This window comes from Pantoea sp. DY-15 (genome assembly GCF_019795935.1).
Classification (GTDB): domain Bacteria; phylum Pseudomonadota; class Gammaproteobacteria; order Enterobacterales; family Enterobacteriaceae; genus Pantoea; species Pantoea leporis.
Window position 1 is genome coordinate 91,852 of the sequence record NZ_JAIMIF010000006.1, and the last position, 15,930, is coordinate 107,781.

General features: G+C 59.1%; 13 protein-coding genes. 3 read left to right on the top strand and 10 right to left on the bottom strand.

Going from position 1 to position 15,930, the window contains the following annotated elements:
• Positions 1-60: 60 nt before the first annotated feature.
• Genes xylH through xylF form a run of 3 tightly spaced genes read right to left on the bottom strand, consistent with a single transcriptional unit; the run spans position 61 to position 3,776 of the window.
• Entirely contained in the window at positions 61-1,242 is a 1,182-nt protein-coding gene (xylH, locus tag K5Y32_RS20765; RefSeq protein ID WP_222185644.1) for a xylose ABC transporter permease XylH, read from the bottom strand.
• Complete coding sequence (locus K5Y32_RS20770) at positions 1,235-2,755, bottom strand: xylose ABC transporter ATP-binding protein (RefSeq protein WP_222185645.1); 1,521 nt, start codon at positions 2,753-2,755, stop codon at positions 1,235-1,237. The genes xylH and K5Y32_RS20770 overlap by 8 nt, the downstream gene beginning before the upstream one ends.
• Before the next feature lie 28 nt (positions 2,756-2,783).
• On the bottom strand, positions 2,784-3,776 hold the full coding sequence (xylF, locus tag K5Y32_RS20775) for a D-xylose ABC transporter substrate-binding protein (protein WP_222185646.1): 993 nt from the start codon (positions 3,774-3,776) through the stop codon (positions 2,784-2,786).
• A gap of 345 nt (positions 3,777-4,121) precedes the next feature.
• Between xylF and xylA the strand changes: the two genes are divergently transcribed.
• From xylA to K5Y32_RS20790, 3 genes are all read left to right on the top strand, one after another.
• Complete coding sequence (xylA, locus tag K5Y32_RS20780; RefSeq protein ID WP_222185647.1) at positions 4,122-5,444, top strand: xylose isomerase; 1,323 nt, start codon at positions 4,122-4,124, stop codon at positions 5,442-5,444.
• 17 nt (positions 5,445-5,461) lie between these two features.
• Complete coding sequence (gene xylB, locus K5Y32_RS20785) at positions 5,462-6,904, top strand: xylulokinase (protein WP_222185648.1); 1,443 nt, start codon at positions 5,462-5,464, stop codon at positions 6,902-6,904.
• Between the two features lie 170 nt (positions 6,905-7,074).
• A complete protein-coding gene (locus K5Y32_RS20790) occupies positions 7,075-8,007 on the top strand; it encodes a GlxA family transcriptional regulator (RefSeq protein ID WP_222185649.1) in 933 nt (310 codons plus the stop codon).
• Here K5Y32_RS20790 and K5Y32_RS20795 read toward each other — a convergent pair.
• The 7 genes from K5Y32_RS20795 to K5Y32_RS20825 form a co-directional block, all read right to left on the bottom strand.
• Positions 7,992-8,987 carry an acyltransferase gene (locus K5Y32_RS20795; protein ID WP_222185650.1) on the bottom strand — a complete coding sequence of 332 codons (996 nt, stop codon included), beginning with the start codon at positions 8,985-8,987 and terminating at the stop codon, positions 7,992-7,994. The genes K5Y32_RS20790 and K5Y32_RS20795 overlap by 16 nt on opposite strands.
• Before the next feature lie 162 nt (positions 8,988-9,149).
• Entirely contained in the window at positions 9,150-10,265 is a 1,116-nt protein-coding gene (locus tag K5Y32_RS20800; protein ID WP_222185651.1) for a mandelate racemase/muconate lactonizing enzyme family protein, read from the bottom strand.
• A 32-nt stretch (positions 10,266-10,297) separates the two neighbouring features.
• Positions 10,298-11,059 (bottom strand): GntR family transcriptional regulator, encoded by a 762-nt coding sequence (locus K5Y32_RS20805; protein WP_101763851.1) that lies wholly within the window; start codon positions 11,057-11,059, stop codon positions 10,298-10,300.
• Positions 11,060-11,073: 14 nt separating this feature from the next.
• On the bottom strand, positions 11,074-12,450 hold the full coding sequence (locus tag K5Y32_RS20810; protein ID WP_222185652.1) for a dihydroorotase family protein: 1,377 nt from the start codon (positions 12,448-12,450) through the stop codon (positions 11,074-11,076).
• Positions 12,447-13,373, bottom strand: coding sequence for an ABC transporter substrate-binding protein (locus tag K5Y32_RS20815; RefSeq protein WP_222185653.1), 927 nt, complete (start codon positions 13,371-13,373; stop codon positions 12,447-12,449). The genes K5Y32_RS20810 and K5Y32_RS20815 overlap by 4 nt, the downstream gene beginning before the upstream one ends.
• Entirely contained in the window at positions 13,373-14,416 is a 1,044-nt protein-coding gene (locus K5Y32_RS20820; RefSeq protein WP_222185654.1) for an alpha-hydroxy acid oxidase, read from the bottom strand. Before K5Y32_RS20820 ends, K5Y32_RS20815 begins: the two co-directional genes overlap by 1 nt.
• The gene (locus K5Y32_RS20825; protein ID WP_222185655.1) at positions 14,400-15,929 is read right to left on the bottom strand and encodes an amino acid ABC transporter permease/ATP-binding protein; all 1,530 of its coding nucleotides are present in this window, start codon (positions 15,927-15,929) and stop codon (positions 14,400-14,402) included. The genes K5Y32_RS20820 and K5Y32_RS20825 overlap by 17 nt, the downstream gene beginning before the upstream one ends.
• Between the last annotated feature and the right edge of the window lies 1 nt (position 15,930).

The following is a 15,930-nucleotide window of genomic DNA, read 5'->3' on the forward strand; positions in this document are numbered from 1 at the left end:
CATAGCATGGCACGACGGACAGCAGAAAGAATTTGCACCACATTGTGATCCCCCACGCGATTACACCCGTCGGCGCGTCGCAGTATCCATCCACACCGCCAGTAGCAGAATGGCGCCCTTGACGATGTACTGCCAAAAGGTCGGGACATCCATCATGCTCATGCCGTTATCCAGCGACGCCATGATAAATGCGCCGATGACCGCGCCCGCCACCGAGCCAACGCCGCCCGCCAGGCTGGTGCCGCCAATCACACAGGCGGCGATAGCATCCAGCTCGGCAATGTTGCCTGCCGAAGGCGAACCCGCGCCAAGGCGTGAGCTCAGGATCAGGCCAGCAATCGCCACCATCACGCCATTGATGGCGAAAACCGCCAGCTTGGTGCGGGCCACATTAATGCCGGAAAGGCGCGCGGCATCCAGGTTGCCACCGATGGCATAAATCCGGCGACCAAAGGCCGTGCGGGTCGCCATAAACATGCCGGCGAGCAGCAGCAGCGCCAGCAGCAAGACCGGCGTTGGCACGCCGCGATAATCGTTGAGCAGCCAGATCGCGCCTAACACCAGAACAGCGGTGATGACCTGTCGCACCAGCGCACCGCTGACAGAGGTTTGCGCCAGACCAAGCTGTTGGCGACGCAGGCGCAAGCGCCATTGCCAGAGGATAAACAGCGCCAGGCCAGCAAAGCCGAAGCCAAATCCGATCCCGCCAGGCAGATAGCTTTGGCCAATCTGCGACATCGCCGGGCTGGTGGGCGCCACCGTGGTGCCGTCGGTGATGCCGACCAGAATGCCGCGAAACGCCAGCATCCCCGCCAGCGTGACAATAAACGACGGGACTTTGCGATAGGCGACCCACCAGCCGTTCCAGGTGCCGAGCAGCAAACCCATCACCAAAGTCACGACGATGGTGAGCGGCAGCGGCCAACCGAGCCAGACGTCAAAAATGGCCGCGGCACCGCCGAGCAATCCCATCATTGAACCCACCGAGAGATCGATCTCCGCAGAGATAATGACGAACACCATGCCGACCGCAAGAATGCCGGTGATGGCGGTCTGGCGCAGCAGGTTGGAAACATTACGTGCGCTGAGCCAGGCACCGTCGGTGGTCCAGGTGAAGAACAGGGCGATTAGCACAATCGCCCCCAGCATCACCAGCACCTGCAGATTTGGCAGCGAGAATTTACCTGGCGCACCTTTACCCGGCGTAGTGAGGCCGCGTTGCGTACTTTCGGTCTTAAACATAGTGTTCACTCCGCAGGGCGGCTTCCATCACCTGCTCCTGAGTCAGGTTATCGTTAATCAGATCGGCTTTGATTTTGCCTTCATGCATCACCAAAACCCGATCGCTCAGGCCCAACACTTCGGGCAGCTCAGACGAAATGACAATCACGGCAATCCCTTGCTGCACTAGCGAATTGATCAGCAGATAGATTTCCTGGCGCGCGCCCACATCAATGCCGCGTGTAGGCTCATCAAGAATTAAGATTTTTGGATTGAGCAGCAGGCATTTAGCGAGGATCGCTTTCTGTTGATTGCCGCCGCTCAGGCGACCAATCGGCAGTTCCGCCGACGAGGTTTTCACCCGCAGGCGCGCAATGGCCTGATTAATTGCTTGTTGTTCCTGCGCGTCATCCAGCAGCGAAAGCCGGGGGCTAAATTGGTCCAGCGCGGCCAGCGTGATATTTTTGCCCACGCCCATTAGCGGCACGATGCCATCCTTTTTGCGATCTTCCGGCACCATCGCGATGCCGTGCGCGATGGCGGCGCGGCAGTCCTTGATACGGACTTTCTTGCCGTTAATATGAATATCGCCCTGCCAGCGTCCCGGCCAAACGCCAAACAGACACTGCACGGTTTCGGTTCGCCCGGCACCGACCAGCCCGGCAATGCCAAGAATTTCGCCGCGCTTCAGGCTAAAAGAGACGTTATCCACCCGGCGGATATGGCGGTTGATGGGATGCCACGCCGTGAGGTTCTCCACCTGCAACACGGTTTCGCCAATCTCGTGAGGGCTATGCGGATAGAGCGCCGTCAGCTCGCGCCCGACCATCATGGTGATGATGTCATCCTCACTCAGCCCGGCGGCCGCGCGGGTCGCGATATGCTGACCGTCGCGGATCACGCAGACGGTGTCCGAAATCGCCTTTACCTCATTGAGTTTGTGCGAGATGTAGATGCAGGCGATGCCGTGTTCACGCAGGTTTTTGATGATGCTCAGCAGCACCTCGGTTTCCTGTTCGGTGAGCGAAGAGGTCGGCTCGTCGAGGATTAGCAGGCGCACCTGTTTATTCAGGGCGCGCGCAATTTCCACCAGCTGTTGCTGGCCTAATCCCAGTTCGCCGACGCGCGTATCCGGCGATACCTGCAGCTTGACCCGCTCCAGCAGCTGCTGGCAACGCAGCGTCATGGTTTCGTCATCTACCATGCCGAAACGTCCCAGCTCTGCGCCGAGGAAAATGTTCTCCATCACCGTCAGCTGCCGCACCAGCGCCAGCTCTTGATGGATGATCACGATCCCTTTGCGTTCGGTATCACGAATGGTCTGCGCCTGAATCTCGTCGCCCGCAAAATGGATACTGCCTTCGAAGTCACCGTGCGGATACAGCCCGCACAGGATCTTCATCAGGGTCGATTTCCCCGAGCCGTTTTCGCCGCACAGCGACATCACTTCACCGGCTTCCAGCTGCAGGCTCACGTCATCCAGTGCTTTCACCACGCCGAAACGTTTGGTGATATGGTTCATTTCCAGCAACATCGGCCTCTCTCCTTTGCGGGCTTGCGCCTCAGAGTTCGCTCTGCTTGTGGAAGCCGTCTTTGACTACCGTGCTTTCAATGTTGTCTTTGTTCACCGGAATAGGATTCAGCAGGCGCGATGGCACATCTTTCAGGCCATTATTCAGCTTGCTGTTGCTGGCGGGTTGTTTGTTGTCACCGAGTTCCACCGCGATTTTGGCCGCTTCGGTCGCCAGTTCAGTGATGGGTTTGTAAACCGTCATGGTTTGCGTGCCGTTCATAATGCGTTTGATGGCGGCCAAATCGGCATCCTGGCCGGAGATCGCGACTTTGCCGGAAAGGCCCTGCGCGCTTAATGCCTGAATCGCACCGCCTGCGGTGGCATCATTCGACGCTACAACGGCATCAATGTGGTTGCTGTTTGCCGTTAAGGCGTTCTCCATTATTTTCAGGGCATTTTCCGGCAGCCAGGCATCAACCCACTGATCGCCGACCACTTTAATGCTGCCATTATCAATATAAGGTTTTAACACTTTCATCTGGCCGGCACGGAACAGGCGTGCGTTATTATCCACCGGCGAGCCGCCCATCAGGAAGTAATTACCTTTTGGTACTTGCTTCACAATACTTTCGGCCTGTAATTCGCCCACTTTTTCATTATCGAATGAGATATAAAAATCAATATCGGCGTTATTAATCATGCGGTCATACGCCAGCACTTTAATGCCTTCACGTTTCGCTTCCGCCACCACGTTACTTAAAACCTGGCCGTTATAAGGGATGATGACCAATACATCGACGCCGCGATTAATCATATTTTCAATTTGCGACATCTGCGTTTCTTCGTTGCCGTTGGCCGATTGCACAAACACTTTGGCGCCCAGCGATTCGGCTTGTTTCACAAAGATATCGCGATCTTTTTGCCAGCGTTCCAGACGTAAATCATCAATAGCCATACCGATTTTGACTTCTTTAGCGCTACCCGCGTGACTAAACAGGGCCAGAGCCGCGCAGGCGGCCAACAGTGATTTTTTCATGTTCATGGTATTAATCCTGTAGGTTGAGGCTGTTGTCGTTGTAAGGCTGATAACCAGGCCGATGAATTGTTGCCCTGAGTTTCAGATGACATCAATTACTGATTTTTATCCGGCTATTACGTTTTTTGGTTTATTTGCGATTTTATGAGCGCGATCGATATTTCAACGCTTTCAGAAAAAACGACGTGAGAGAGGCTGAATGAAAATAACGACATTATTTTGCGAGCTGGCGCACAAATAATAATTATCTTACGTTGAGTGTTAAATATCGTAATTGAGCAGCAGTAAATTACATCATCACAATAACCGCTCAAAGCTGACCATTCGGGTCCTCATGCTAAGGAGCTAACTATGCACGCCTATTTCGACCAGCTTGATCGCGTTCGTTATGAAGGGAGTAATAACCGCAATCCTCTGGCGTTTCGTCATTACAACCCGGACGAGGTGATTCTCGGTAAAACCATGGCGGAGCATCTGCGCTTTGCAGCCTGTTACTGGCATACCTTCTGCTGGAACGGCGCGGATATGTTTGGCGTTGGCGCGTTTGATCGTCCATGGCAGAAGCCGGGTGATGCGCTTGAGCTGGCGAAGCAAAAGGCCGATGTCGCCTTTGAGTTCTTCCATAAACTGAATGTGCCTTATTACTGCTTCCACGATGTGGATGTCTCACCGGAAGGGGATTCGCTGAAAAGCTATCGTGAAAACTTCGCGGTGATGACCGATAAATTACTGGAAAAACAGCAGGAAACCGGCGTGAAACTGCTGTGGGGGACTGCCAATTGCTTTACCCATCCGCGTTACGGTGCGGGTGCGGCGACCAATCCGGATCCGGAAATTTTTGCCTGGGCCGCCAGCCAGGTGTGCAGCGCCATGCAGGCCACGCAAACTCTGGGCGGTGAGAACTATGTGCTGTGGGGCGGGCGTGAAGGGTATGAAACCCTGCTGAATACCGACCTGCGTCAGGAGCGCGAGCAGATTGGCCGCTTTATGCAGATGGTGGTGGAGCACAAACATAAGATCGGTTTCCACGGCATGTTGCTGATTGAACCCAAGCCACAGGAGCCGACGAAACATCAGTATGACTATGATGTCGCGACAGTTTATGGCTTCCTGAAGCAGTTCGGGCTGGAGAAAGAGATCAAAGTGAATGTGGAAGCCAACCATGCGACGCTGGCGGGGCACTCATTCCATCATGAGATCGCAACGGCCATCGCGCTGGGCATTTTTGGCTCGGTGGATGCTAACCGTGGCGACATGCAGTGTGGCTGGGATACCGACCAGTTCCCGGTCAGCGTCGAAGAGAATGCGCTGGTGTTGTACGAAATCATCAAAGCGGGCGGATTCACCACCGGCGGCTTAAACTTTGATGCCAAAGTCCGCCGCCAGAGCACTGATAAATACGACCTGTTCTACGGCCATATTGGCGCAATGGATACCATGGCGCTGGCGTTAAAAGTCGCGGCACGCATGGTGGCGAACGGCGAGCTGGATAAGCGTGTGGCGCAGCGCTACAGCGGCTGGAACGGCGAGTTCGGACAGCAGATCCTGAAGGGGGAATTTTCTCTCGCCGCGCTGGCGGATCAGGCACAGCAACAGCAATTTAATCCACAGCATCGCAGTGGACGCCAGGAACAGCTGGAGAATCTGGTGAATCACTACTTGTTTGATTTTTAACTTTTCAGGAGCGCAGCATGGTTATCGGCATCGATTTAGGCACCTCCGGCGTGAAAGTGGCGTTGCTGGATGCGCACGGCAAAGTGATTGCAGTGGAGAGTGCGCCGCTGGAGGTGTCGCGGCCGCAGCCGTTATGGAGCGAGCAAGATGCCGAAAGCTGGTGGCGGGCGACCGATCGTGCCATGCAGGCGCTGGCCCAGCAGCACGATCTCAGCGGCGTGAAGGCGATTGGCCTGAGCGGGCAGATGCACGGTACCACCTTGCTGGATAGCGAGAATCGGGTGCTGCGTCCGGCGATTTTGTGGAATGACGGGCGTAGCGGCGAGCAGTGTCAGGAACTGGAGAAGCGCGTGCCGGATTCGCGTCGCATCACCGGTAACCTGATGATGCCTGGCTTTACCGCGCCTAAGCTGCTGTGGGTAAAACAGCATGAGCCGCAGGTGTTTGCTCAGGTAGCTAAAGTGCTGCTGCCAAAAGATTATCTGCGTTTCCGCATGAGCGGTGAGTTCGCCAGCGACATGTCGGACGCGGCGGGAACGATGTGGCTGGATGTGGCGCAGCGCGACTGGAGCGATGAGATGCTCAACGCCTGCGATTTGCAACGCAGCCAGATGCCGCAACTGTTTGAAGGCAATCAGATCACCGGCACCTTGTTGCCAGATGTCGCCGCGCGCTGGGGCATGCCAAGCGTGCCGCTGGTGGCAGGCGGCGGCGATAACGCGGCGGGCGCGGTGGGTGTCGGCATGGTTGAGCCGGGACAAGGCATGCTGTCGCTCGGCACGTCGGGCGTCTATTTCCTGGTGAGCGACGGCTATCTCAGCAATCCACAGCGTGCGGTGCACAGCTTTTGCCACGCGCTGCCGCAGCGCTGGCATCTGATGTCGGTGATTCTGAGCGCGGCTTCCTGCCTCCATTGGGCGGCGGCGCTAACCGGCTGTGCCGATGTGCCGCAACTGCTAAGTGAGGCGGAAAAAGCGCGCAGCGATGTGCCGCCAGTGTGGTTCCTGCCCTATCTTTCTGGCGAGCGCACGCCGCATAACAATCCGCAGGCGCAGGGCGCGTTCTTTGGTTTAACGCATCAGCATGGCCGACCAGAACTGGCGCGCGCGGTGCTGGAAGGCGTGGGCTTCGCGCTGGCCGAAGGCATGGATGCGGTGCATGAGTGCGGTGTGCAGCCGAAAACCGTGATGCTGATTGGCGGCGGCGCGCGAAGTGCGTACTGGCGTCAGATGCTGGCGGATATCAGCGGGCAAACGCTGGATTATTGCCACGGCGGCGAAGTCGGCCCGGCGCTGGGTGCGGCGCGACTGGCGCAGCTGGCGGTAGATCCGGCGAGCGAATGGCCGCCGCTGGAACTGGCGCAGCGGCATCAACCGGATGCGGCGCGGCATCAGGCGTATCAGCCACAGCGCGAAGTGTTTGCGCGTTTGTATCAGCAGCTGCAGCCGTTGATGTCTTGATGTGGAGGAGTGATGGCTGGATTTGGCAGGGTGTTGGGGTTTTTATCGGGTATGATTGGGTGATTCTGTTGAATCGAGTGGCCTGATTTGGTCGCCATTAATGGCGACCCTACATGTAGGGTTGGCATTTATGCCAACCTGGCCGAACGCCGCACCAACCGGAGCCCAACATGCCGCAGTCCGTCTTCTTTCTCGTGCTTCCCGGCGTGATGGCGCTGGATCTCACTGGCCCCGCTGAAACCCTGCAGCTGGCCGACGGCCACTTCGCGCTGCACTACATCGGTCCGCAGCCAAGCGTGCTGTGCTCCACCGGCATGACCCTCGCCGACATCGCGCCCTTGCCCGCGCAACTGCCGGCAAACAGCCTGCTGGTGGTGCCTGGCGTACACGATTCGCGCGTCTGTTTTGATACCGCACCGGCCGCGATAGCGCGTGACTGGCTGCGCCAGCAGCAGGCGGCGATTACCGATCAGCGCATCACGCTGGTGTGCATCTGTTCCGGCGCACTGCTTTCAGCGCAGGCGGGGTTGCTGGATGGCATCCAATGCACCACGCATCACGATGTGTTACCGCGCCTGAAAGCGGCAGCGCCAGCGGCGTTGGTAAAAGATAACCGGGTTTTCGTCGAAGATGGCGGCATCTGGACCAGCGCGGGCATTACTGCGGGCATCGATCTGGCGCTGCATCTCATCAATCGGCTGTGCGGCGCGCCGCAGGCATTGAAAGTGGCGCGCGAAATGGTGGTGTGGTTCCGCCGTTCCGGCGACGATCCACAGCTGTCGCCGTGGCTGCGCTATCGCAATCACATGCATCCGGCGATTCATCGCGCGCAGGATGTAATGATTGCTCACCCCGAACACGATTGGTCGCTTACCGCACTGGCCGAGCGGGCGCATGTCAGCGAGCGCCATCTGACGCGCCTGTTCCGCCAGCATCTGGGCATCAGCGTGCGCGAGTACCACGAACAGCTGCGCTTAGTGATTGCACGGCAACGCCAGCAGCAGGGCGAAGCGGCGGAGAAGGCGGCGCTGGCCGCTGGATTCTCCTCAGCACGCCAGCTGCGCCGCGCGCACCAGCGCTGGGACGATCAGCTCACCAGATGACGCTTATCCACGCGTTGTAATCCCATCGCCAGCAGCAGGCTGCCAATCAGCGTCGTGCCCATCACCCACGGCAAATCGAGCCACGGGCGCGACATGTCGTCGTAGTGATGGGTACGCAGAAAGTGGATAAACAGCGCGTGAAAACCGTAGATCGGCAGGGAATAGCGTGAGAGGGTGGCGAGCCCCGGCAGCGCGCGCTGATTCAGGGTGTTTTTGAACAGAATCAACAGGCTGATGGCGGCAACAAACACCAGCGGCCCGCAGTAGAGATACCAGGTATCGTTGAACGCGCCGTTGATTTTCAGCATCTGTTTGGTGCCGAGCGCAATGCCAATCACGCAGGCCACAAAGCCCAATCCCGCCAGCCAGCTGACGCTGCGCTTGTCGGTCTCCATGCAGCCAATCGCACGCCCGAGCAGCGCATACAGCAGGTAGTAAATGCTGTCGCCGCTGACATAGAGATTCACCGGCAGCCAGTGGAACGGTCCCAGCGATTGGCTCACGGTATTCGGATTCGCCAGCACCGCCAGCACGATCACCAGTATCGCGACATAGCGCGGTGCCACGCTTTTCACCTGAATCAGCGGGGATAACAGGTAGATGCCGATAATGGCGAAGAAGAACCACAGGTGATAGAACACCGGTTTTTGCAGCAGTTTGAGCAGCGACCGTCCTTCGCTGATCGGCGTCAACCAGGTGATATAGGCCAGCGCCACCGCGCTGTAGAACAGCAGGGACAGCACGATGCGCAGCAGATGCCGCCCTTGTGCGCTGCGTTCGCCGAAAAACAGATAGCCTGAAATCATAAAGAACAGCGGCACACAGACGCGTGACGCTGAGTTAAGCAGGTTCGCCACATCCCAGCTCAGGCCTGTCACCGCCATCGGCCCGGTGATGTACCAGGTTGTGGTGTGAATGACGATCACCATCAGGCAGGCAACCGCACGTAAGTTGTCGATCCAGTAAATTTTTTGCTGCATGGCACCCTCTTGCATTCGCTGCGAAGAAGGGTAGCCAGTGAGCCGCGCGCCAACAACCTTTTGCGTTGTAATTCAGATCACTCTGTTACCAGGTCGCCATAAATGGCGACCCTACAAAAACAGTGCCGATGCGCCGTAGGGTCGCCATTCATGGCGACCTGGTTAACCGCGCACCAAAAATTTCTCGATCACCGCTTCGTCGGGTTCAACGCCGAGCCCCGGCTCGCTCGGCAGCCACGCGTAACCGTCGGCGATGCGCACCGGATTCTTCGCCAGCGAGCGGCTGATTTCGCCCGGCTCGACGCAATACTCCATCACCAGCGCATTCTCAATCGCGCACAGGAAATGCAGCGAGGCGGCGGTATTAATGTCGGTGGTGAAGTTGTGGTTGCAAACTTTGCGTCCACGGCTGTGCGCGTAGCTGGCGATCTCCATTGCCTGCGTAAAGCCGGTGCGCGTCAGGTCGATCTGCACGATATCGATGCCGCCTTCATCTATCAGGCGCTGGAAACCCGTTACCGAACACTCTTGCTCACCGGCGGCGATATGCTGCTGGCAGGCGGCGGAAACCTGGCCGTAACCCGCGTAGTTATCGGGATGCAGCGGCTCTTCAATCCAGAACAGATTGAGGTGTTCATAGCGCTGGCTGCGGCGAATGGTGGTTTTGGCATCCCACACGTGGCCGACATCCAGCATCAGATCCACATCGTCGCCCATCGCTTTACGCAGGGCGTCGAGATAGCGCAGATCCAGCGCTTCGTCAGTGCCAAACGGCTCCCAGCCAAACTTCACGCCGCTATGGCCGGTATCCATCGCATGCTGCGCGCGCGCGACCGTCTCTTCGACGCTGAACTGGAACATGTTGGAGGAGTAAACGCGCATTTTGTCGCGCATGGCGCCGCCCAGCAGTTCAACAATCGGCTTGCCGAGTGCTTTACCTTTGATGTCCCACAAGGCGATGTCGATGCCGGCCATCGCCTGTAGTACCGCGCCGCTGCGGCCGTAATAGAGGGTGGCTTTGTGCATCTTCTTCCATAAACGGCCGGTTTCCAGCGGGTTTTCGCCGATTAACAGCGACTTCAGGCCGGTGACCATGGTGTGCGAATAGGGCGCTTCAATGATGGCTTTGGTGACATACGGGCTGCCATCCACTTCGCCCCAGCCGGTGATGCCGGCATCGGTGGTGATTTTGATCAGCAGCGCATCCTGAGAGCTGTCGGTGCGCTGCTCAATCACTGGCAGGCGCAGGTAAAACGCCTCAACGTTAATGATTTTCATGGTGTTTTCCCTGGTGTAAAGGCAAGGCGAAATTAGCCGAGAGCGGAACGGTGCTGTCGGCGCTGTGTTATCAGGGTTTCGTAATCCACGTCCAGCGCCTGAATGCGGATGTGGTTCTCAACCTCGTCGGTCATTTTGGCGATGTCGCCATCGGCAAAGACATTAATCAGCCGCTGATGCTCCTCAATGATGTCGCTCATCGATTTGCCCATGGTGGAGAGGCCGAAAATCACCGTCAGCTGACGGGCAATCGACTCCCACAAATTGCTCAGCACCGGGTTGTGCGCGAAGCTGCACAGCGTGCGGTGGAAATCGGTATCGGCGGAGGCAAAACCGTAAACGTTATCGCTTTGCATCATCGCCTGCATCTGCGCCACGCCCTGATAGAGCTGATTAAGCTGCTCAGCGCTGTTGCGTCCGGCCTCAATCGCACGGCGACAGGCCAGCGTCTCCAGCGGGATGCGCACATCGATAATCTGCTCCAGCCGCTGATGCGAAATCTCCATCAGGCGGATACCTTTATACGGCTCGCTGGTGACAATGCCCTGGCTCTCCAGAATGCGCAGCGCTTCGCGGATCGGCACGCGGCTCATACCGAGTTTCGCCACCAGCTCGGGTTCTGCGATGCGGTCGCCGGGCAGGATCAGGCCGCGCGAGGCGGCGCTGAGAATGGCATCCACGGCGTGATCGACCAGCGTGCGCGGACGCGCGCTATTCCAGCTGTTATCGGTGGCCGCGTCCTGCGCCAGCGGGGCGCTGTTTTTACGACGAGCGGTAGAGGGTTTTCCTGCCATGTTGTTTATCCTGTTTAAACCTGTCGGGTCACGAACTGACCGAAGCCGGGTTCAACCTGCATCTGGTCATCCTGGAATACCGTGACGCCACGAATCAATGTGCGCACCACTCTACCCTGACAGCGCATCCCTTCAAATGCGCTCCACTTGCCGAGTCCCTGAAAATTGGCGCCGCGCACCGTCCAGCTTTGGCTGGCGTCGTAGAACACCAAATCGGCGTCGAAGCCGGGCGCAATCGCCCCTTTTTTGCCCCACAGCTGGAAGGCTTTGGCCGGGCCGCTGGCGGTCATGCGCGCAAACTCGCTGAGCGCCACGCCACGTTCAATATGGGCCGCGCTGAAGAACATCGGGCTGAGGGTTTCCACGCCGGTCAGGCCCATGCCCGCCTCCCAGATGCTGGCTTCACCCGCCTGTTTTTGTGCGGGCGTGTACGGACAATGGTCAGAGGCGATCATGTCGATATCGCCGCGCAGCAGCACCTGCCACAGCGCATCCACCACCGGACGTGGGCGGATTGGCGGGCCGCAGCGCGCGTTGGGGCCGATGCGCACCAGATCGTCTTCGTCGAGCAGTAAATAGTGCGGACAGGTTTCGAAGCTGGCGCGTACGCGGGTTTTGGCAGCGACAATGGTTTCCGCCGCGCGCGCCGAGCTGACGTGCACGATATGGCAGCGCGCGCCGGTCTCTTCGGCAATCGCTAACACGCGTCCTACCGCTTCGATCTCGGCGATTTCCGGCCCCGCCAGCGCATGAGCGCGCGCATCTTTGCGTCCGGCGCGGCGCTGTTCGCTGCCAGCACCGATCAAAATCTCGTGATTCTCAGCGTGCACGCCAATCAGCCCGTCGAACGTGGCCAGCTCGCGCATGGCGCGCAGCAGGCCGTCATCGTCGAGACGCGGCAAACCTTTCTCGTCGGTGGCGTCGCCGTTGGGTGCGCCGCTGCACAGGAAGGCTTTGAAGGCCAGCGCACCCGCCTGATTCAGCGCCGCCAGTTCATGCACGTTGTTTCCGTCTAACCCAGCCCACAGGGCGTAATCCACCGAGCAGTTGTCAGCCAGCCAGCTTTTTTTGGCGCTGAAGTTAACCAGCGATGTCGCCGGTGGCAGAGAATGCGGCATCTCGACGATGGTGGTGACGCCGTGCGCCGCCGCACCGCGCGTGCCTTCACGCAGCTCCTGTTCGGGAAAATCGTGCGAGCCGGTGAAATGGGTATGCACGTCAATGGCGCCGGGCACGATGATCAAGCCACGTGCATCGATTACCTCGTCAACGCCGTCGGTAAGCGCGGCAGGCGTCAGCAGTCCGCTGATTTTGCCGTTTTCCAGTAACAGATCGGCAGGCGCCGCGCCGCTTTCACCGACCACCAAACCATTAATAATTAGCTGTTTCATTGCTCTGCTCCTGCCTGCGTCACCAGCGCCGCGTACGGCACCGGCTGTGACGAATCGAGCCAGCCGATAGCACTTAACAGCTGGCTAAAATGCGCAAATTCGGCGCGCGGAATGACGCCATCTGGCGCAAAGACACCGGCCTGTTGATAGGCCGCGAGGCCGCGCACCAGCGCCTCGCGCGGATAATCGGGGTAAAACGCCTGCACCTGTTGCGCCAGTGCAGTGGCGTCATGGTTGGCGATCCACGTCAGCGCCTGGGCAATGGCGCGGGAGAAGGCGGCGAAAGCGGCGGCTCTCTCCTGCAATACATCGGCGCGTGCAATGTAGGCGCTCCAGGGTAGGTGGCCGCACACGCTGGCGAGGCTGCTGATGCTGTGGAGTTGTCCGGCGGCGATGGCGGGCGCCAGCATATGCATGGCGTGCAGCGCATAATCGGCTGCACCTTGGGCAACTGCGGCGAAATCCCGCGCCTGATCGCCGCTGCCGGCGATCAGCTCAACGTCATCCTGCAAACCGTGACGCGCCAGCAGCCAGCGGAACGTCAGCGTGGCGGTGCCGACATTACCGACATCCAGCACACGTTTGCCGCGCAGATCGCTGAGCTGAAAATCGGGCTGCGCCTGCGCCGCCGCAAGAAACCACGGATTGGCCGCCACCGAGGCGCAGAAACACTGCAACTCTGCGCCGTGCTGCTGAAAATGCTTCATCACCACCATCGGGCCGCCCAGCGTGAGATCGGCGTCGCGATTCAGCACTGCGGGAACCTGGCCGCCTTGTACCGTATGCCCGCCTGATTCGCTGGTGGTGAAGATCACCTGCAGCTGCTGTGCGGCGAACAGGCCGAGGCTGTGCGCCAGATAGTGCGCGCAGTAATAGATGCGGGATTCGCTGGCATCGCCTTGATTGAAAATCAGTGTCTGCATCAGTGGCGCTCCTCGGTGATAAAGCTGCCGTTGAGTGCCGCCATATCGCTGACGCCGCACCAGTGACTAATGGCCGTAACTTCATTGATCCAGCCGGAAAGCAGATCGAACACCGCGCTCTCGCCGCCCGCCACTAACGCGCTGATGATCGGGCGCACGCTGAGCGACAGCGACGCGCCAAGACAGCGCGCCACCACCGCATCGCTGCCGCAGCGTACGCCGCCATCCAGCAGCAGCGGCAGCCGCGTCACCGCCTGCAAATCGGGCAGCTGATCGACCGGCGTAGCCCAGCGCGCGCTCTGGCGCAGGCCAATGTTAGAGGCAATCAAACCGCTGACGCCGTGCTGCGCGGCCTGTGCCGCATCGTCATGATGCAGAACGCCTTTCAGCCACAGCGGAAGCTGGCGATCGGCGCAGTGCGCCGCCACCTCATCAATCTCCTGCCAGCGCCACACCGGGAAAGCCGGCAGCGGCGCAACGCCCGGCTGCGTGCCGCCGATGGTGTGCCAGCCGCGCTGTTTCAGGGCATCGCCAATAGAGAAGCCGCCGGGCTGTAATCCGGCCACCGGATGCACCGGCGCCAGCACCGTGAGCACGATATTTTTGAATCCGGCCTGCGCGGCCTGATCGATTAAGGCTTTGATGCGGCCGACATCGCCCGCCGCGCGCAGTTGCAGCCAGCAGCGGTCGTATTCGGCACCAATCTGCTCCAGCGGCGTGACGCTCTCTTCGGAGATCACCAGTGGCAGTTGCAGACGTTTGCAGGCGCGCGCAATCGGCAGCACCCCTTCTTCGTGAAAAATTCGGTCACCGGCAAACGCGCCGACGCCAATCGGCGCGGACCAGTTTTGCTGGTGCAGGGAAATCTGCGTGTCGATGCTTTCATTGCCCTGCAACACGCGCGGTAACAGACGAAAGCGGCGTAGCGCCTGCTGATTGGCATCGGGTTCATTACCCAGCGCATCGGCCGGTTGGCCCTGCATATAGCGGAACAGCGCATCGCCGAGGCGCTCGCGTGCCGTGAGTTCAAAGCGCGTTGGCATGTGGCGCCTCCGCAGCATTTTCATGTTCAAGGAAGGTGGCAAAAGCCGGCGTTTGCGGATTTTGCAGAATCGTCGGCGGGCCTTCTTCAATCAGCGCGCCATCCTGCAGGAACACCACGCGATCGGCAACGCCCGCCGCAAACGCGATGTCGTGGGTGCTGATGATCATGGTGATGCCGGTCTGTGCCAGGCTGCGCATGGTTTGGTTCACTTCGCGCACCAGTTCGGGATCGAGCGCGGAAGTCGGTTCATCAAACAGCAGGATTTGCGGTTCTGCCGCCAGCGCGCGCGCAATGCCGACGCGCTGTTTCTGTCCGCCAGAGAGTTCGTGCGGCAGCGAGGCGGCGAAATCACCGAGTCCTACCATTTTCAACGCGCGCATCGCTTTGCCGCGCGCGATTTCCGGCTGTGCGCCCTGCACGCGCAGCAGAATGCTCATCACGTTTTCCAGCGCGGTAAGATGATCAAACAACGCGAAGTGCTGGAACACGATGCCAATGCCCGACTTGGCGCGGTTCACCGGCAGATGTCGCTGCGCCAGCGCGCGACCGTTTTCGTCGCTGCCCATGAAGTGGCCTTCAGTCTGAATGGTGCCGCTGCTGCGTGGCGTCAGCGCCAGAATCGATTTCAGCAGCGTACTTTTGCCCGAACCGGAGCGACCAAGCAGCACCACCACTTCGCCGCGACGGACGGTTAACGACAGCGATTTCAGTACCGCTTTACCGGCGTAGTCGACGCACAGCTGATTCACTTCCAGCACCGGCGCAGCGGTTTGCGTATCCCAGCGCCGTTTTGGTAGCTGCATCGGCATCACGTCTGCTTCCGGCGGCAGTTTCGCCAGGCGCGCGCGTGCCCGTCGCGCACGTTCATCAAGGTTGTAGAACTTCTCCAGCCACCACTGACCGCCCGCCAGCAGCGTGGAAAGAATCAGATAGATGCCGCCCGACGCGACCAGCACCGGAATAAACAGGAAGTTTTGCGACACAATCGCCTGGCCGCGCATCGTCAGCTCATTGACGCCCACCACCGAAGCCAGCGAGGTGGATTTCAGCAGCCCGACGGTTTCATTGCCCATGGTGGGCAGAATGGCGCGCAGCGCCTGCGGGATCACCACGTGAATCATCTCTTTGCTGCGCGAATAACCGAACGCCTGCGCCGCCATGCTTTGATCGCGATCGGTCGCCATAATGCCGCCGCGAATGATTTCGGCGCAGAAGGCGGTTTCGTTGATCATCAGGGCGATAAGCGCGCTGGTGAATGGGCTCAAACGCAGACCAAATTCCGGCAGCACGTTGTACAGCAAAATCAGCTGCAGCAGCACCGGCGTGCCGCGCAGCGTATAGATGTAAATTTTCACCGGCACGCGAATAAACCCGTGCTTTGAGCTGCTGGCTAACGCCAGGAAAAAACCAATCACAATGCCGCCCGCCAGCGCGCCAACCAGCAGCTGCACGGCGATAACAGCGCCTTCCCATAAGTAGGGGAAAGTCAGATACTTAAGAAAATCATCCAAG

Coding starts and splice junctions, on each gene's coding strand:
- K5Y32_RS20790 (WP_222185649.1), top strand. CDS start 7,075: ATGCCGCAGTCCGTCTTCTTTCTCGTGCTTCCCGGCGTGATGGCGCTG.
- K5Y32_RS20770 (WP_222185645.1), bottom strand. CDS start 2,755: ATGTTGCTGGAAATGAACCATATCACCAAACGTTTCGGCGTGGTGAAA.
- K5Y32_RS20820 (WP_222185654.1), bottom strand. CDS start 14,416: ATGCCAACGCGCTTTGAACTCACGGCACGCGAGCGCCTCGGCGATGCG.
- xylB (WP_222185648.1), top strand. CDS start 5,462: ATGGTTATCGGCATCGATTTAGGCACCTCCGGCGTGAAAGTGGCGTTG.
- K5Y32_RS20800 (WP_222185651.1), bottom strand. CDS start 10,265: ATGAAAATCATTAACGTTGAGGCGTTTTACCTGCGCCTGCCAGTGATT.
- xylA (WP_222185647.1), top strand. CDS start 4,122: ATGCACGCCTATTTCGACCAGCTTGATCGCGTTCGTTATGAAGGGAGT.
- K5Y32_RS20810 (WP_222185652.1), bottom strand. CDS start 12,450: ATGAAACAGCTAATTATTAATGGTTTGGTGGTCGGTGAAAGCGGCGCG.
- xylF (WP_222185646.1), bottom strand. CDS start 3,776: ATGAACATGAAAAAATCACTGTTGGCCGCCTGCGCGGCTCTGGCCCTG.
- xylH (WP_222185644.1), bottom strand. CDS start 1,242: ATGTTTAAGACCGAAAGTACGCAACGCGGCCTCACTACGCCGGGTAAA.
- K5Y32_RS20795 (WP_222185650.1), bottom strand. CDS start 8,987: ATGCAGCAAAAAATTTACTGGATCGACAACTTACGTGCGGTTGCCTGC.
- K5Y32_RS20815 (WP_222185653.1), bottom strand. CDS start 13,373: ATGCAGACACTGATTTTCAATCAAGGCGATGCCAGCGAATCCCGCATC.
- K5Y32_RS20805 (WP_101763851.1), bottom strand. CDS start 11,059: ATGGCAGGAAAACCCTCTACCGCTCGTCGTAAAAACAGCGCCCCGCTG.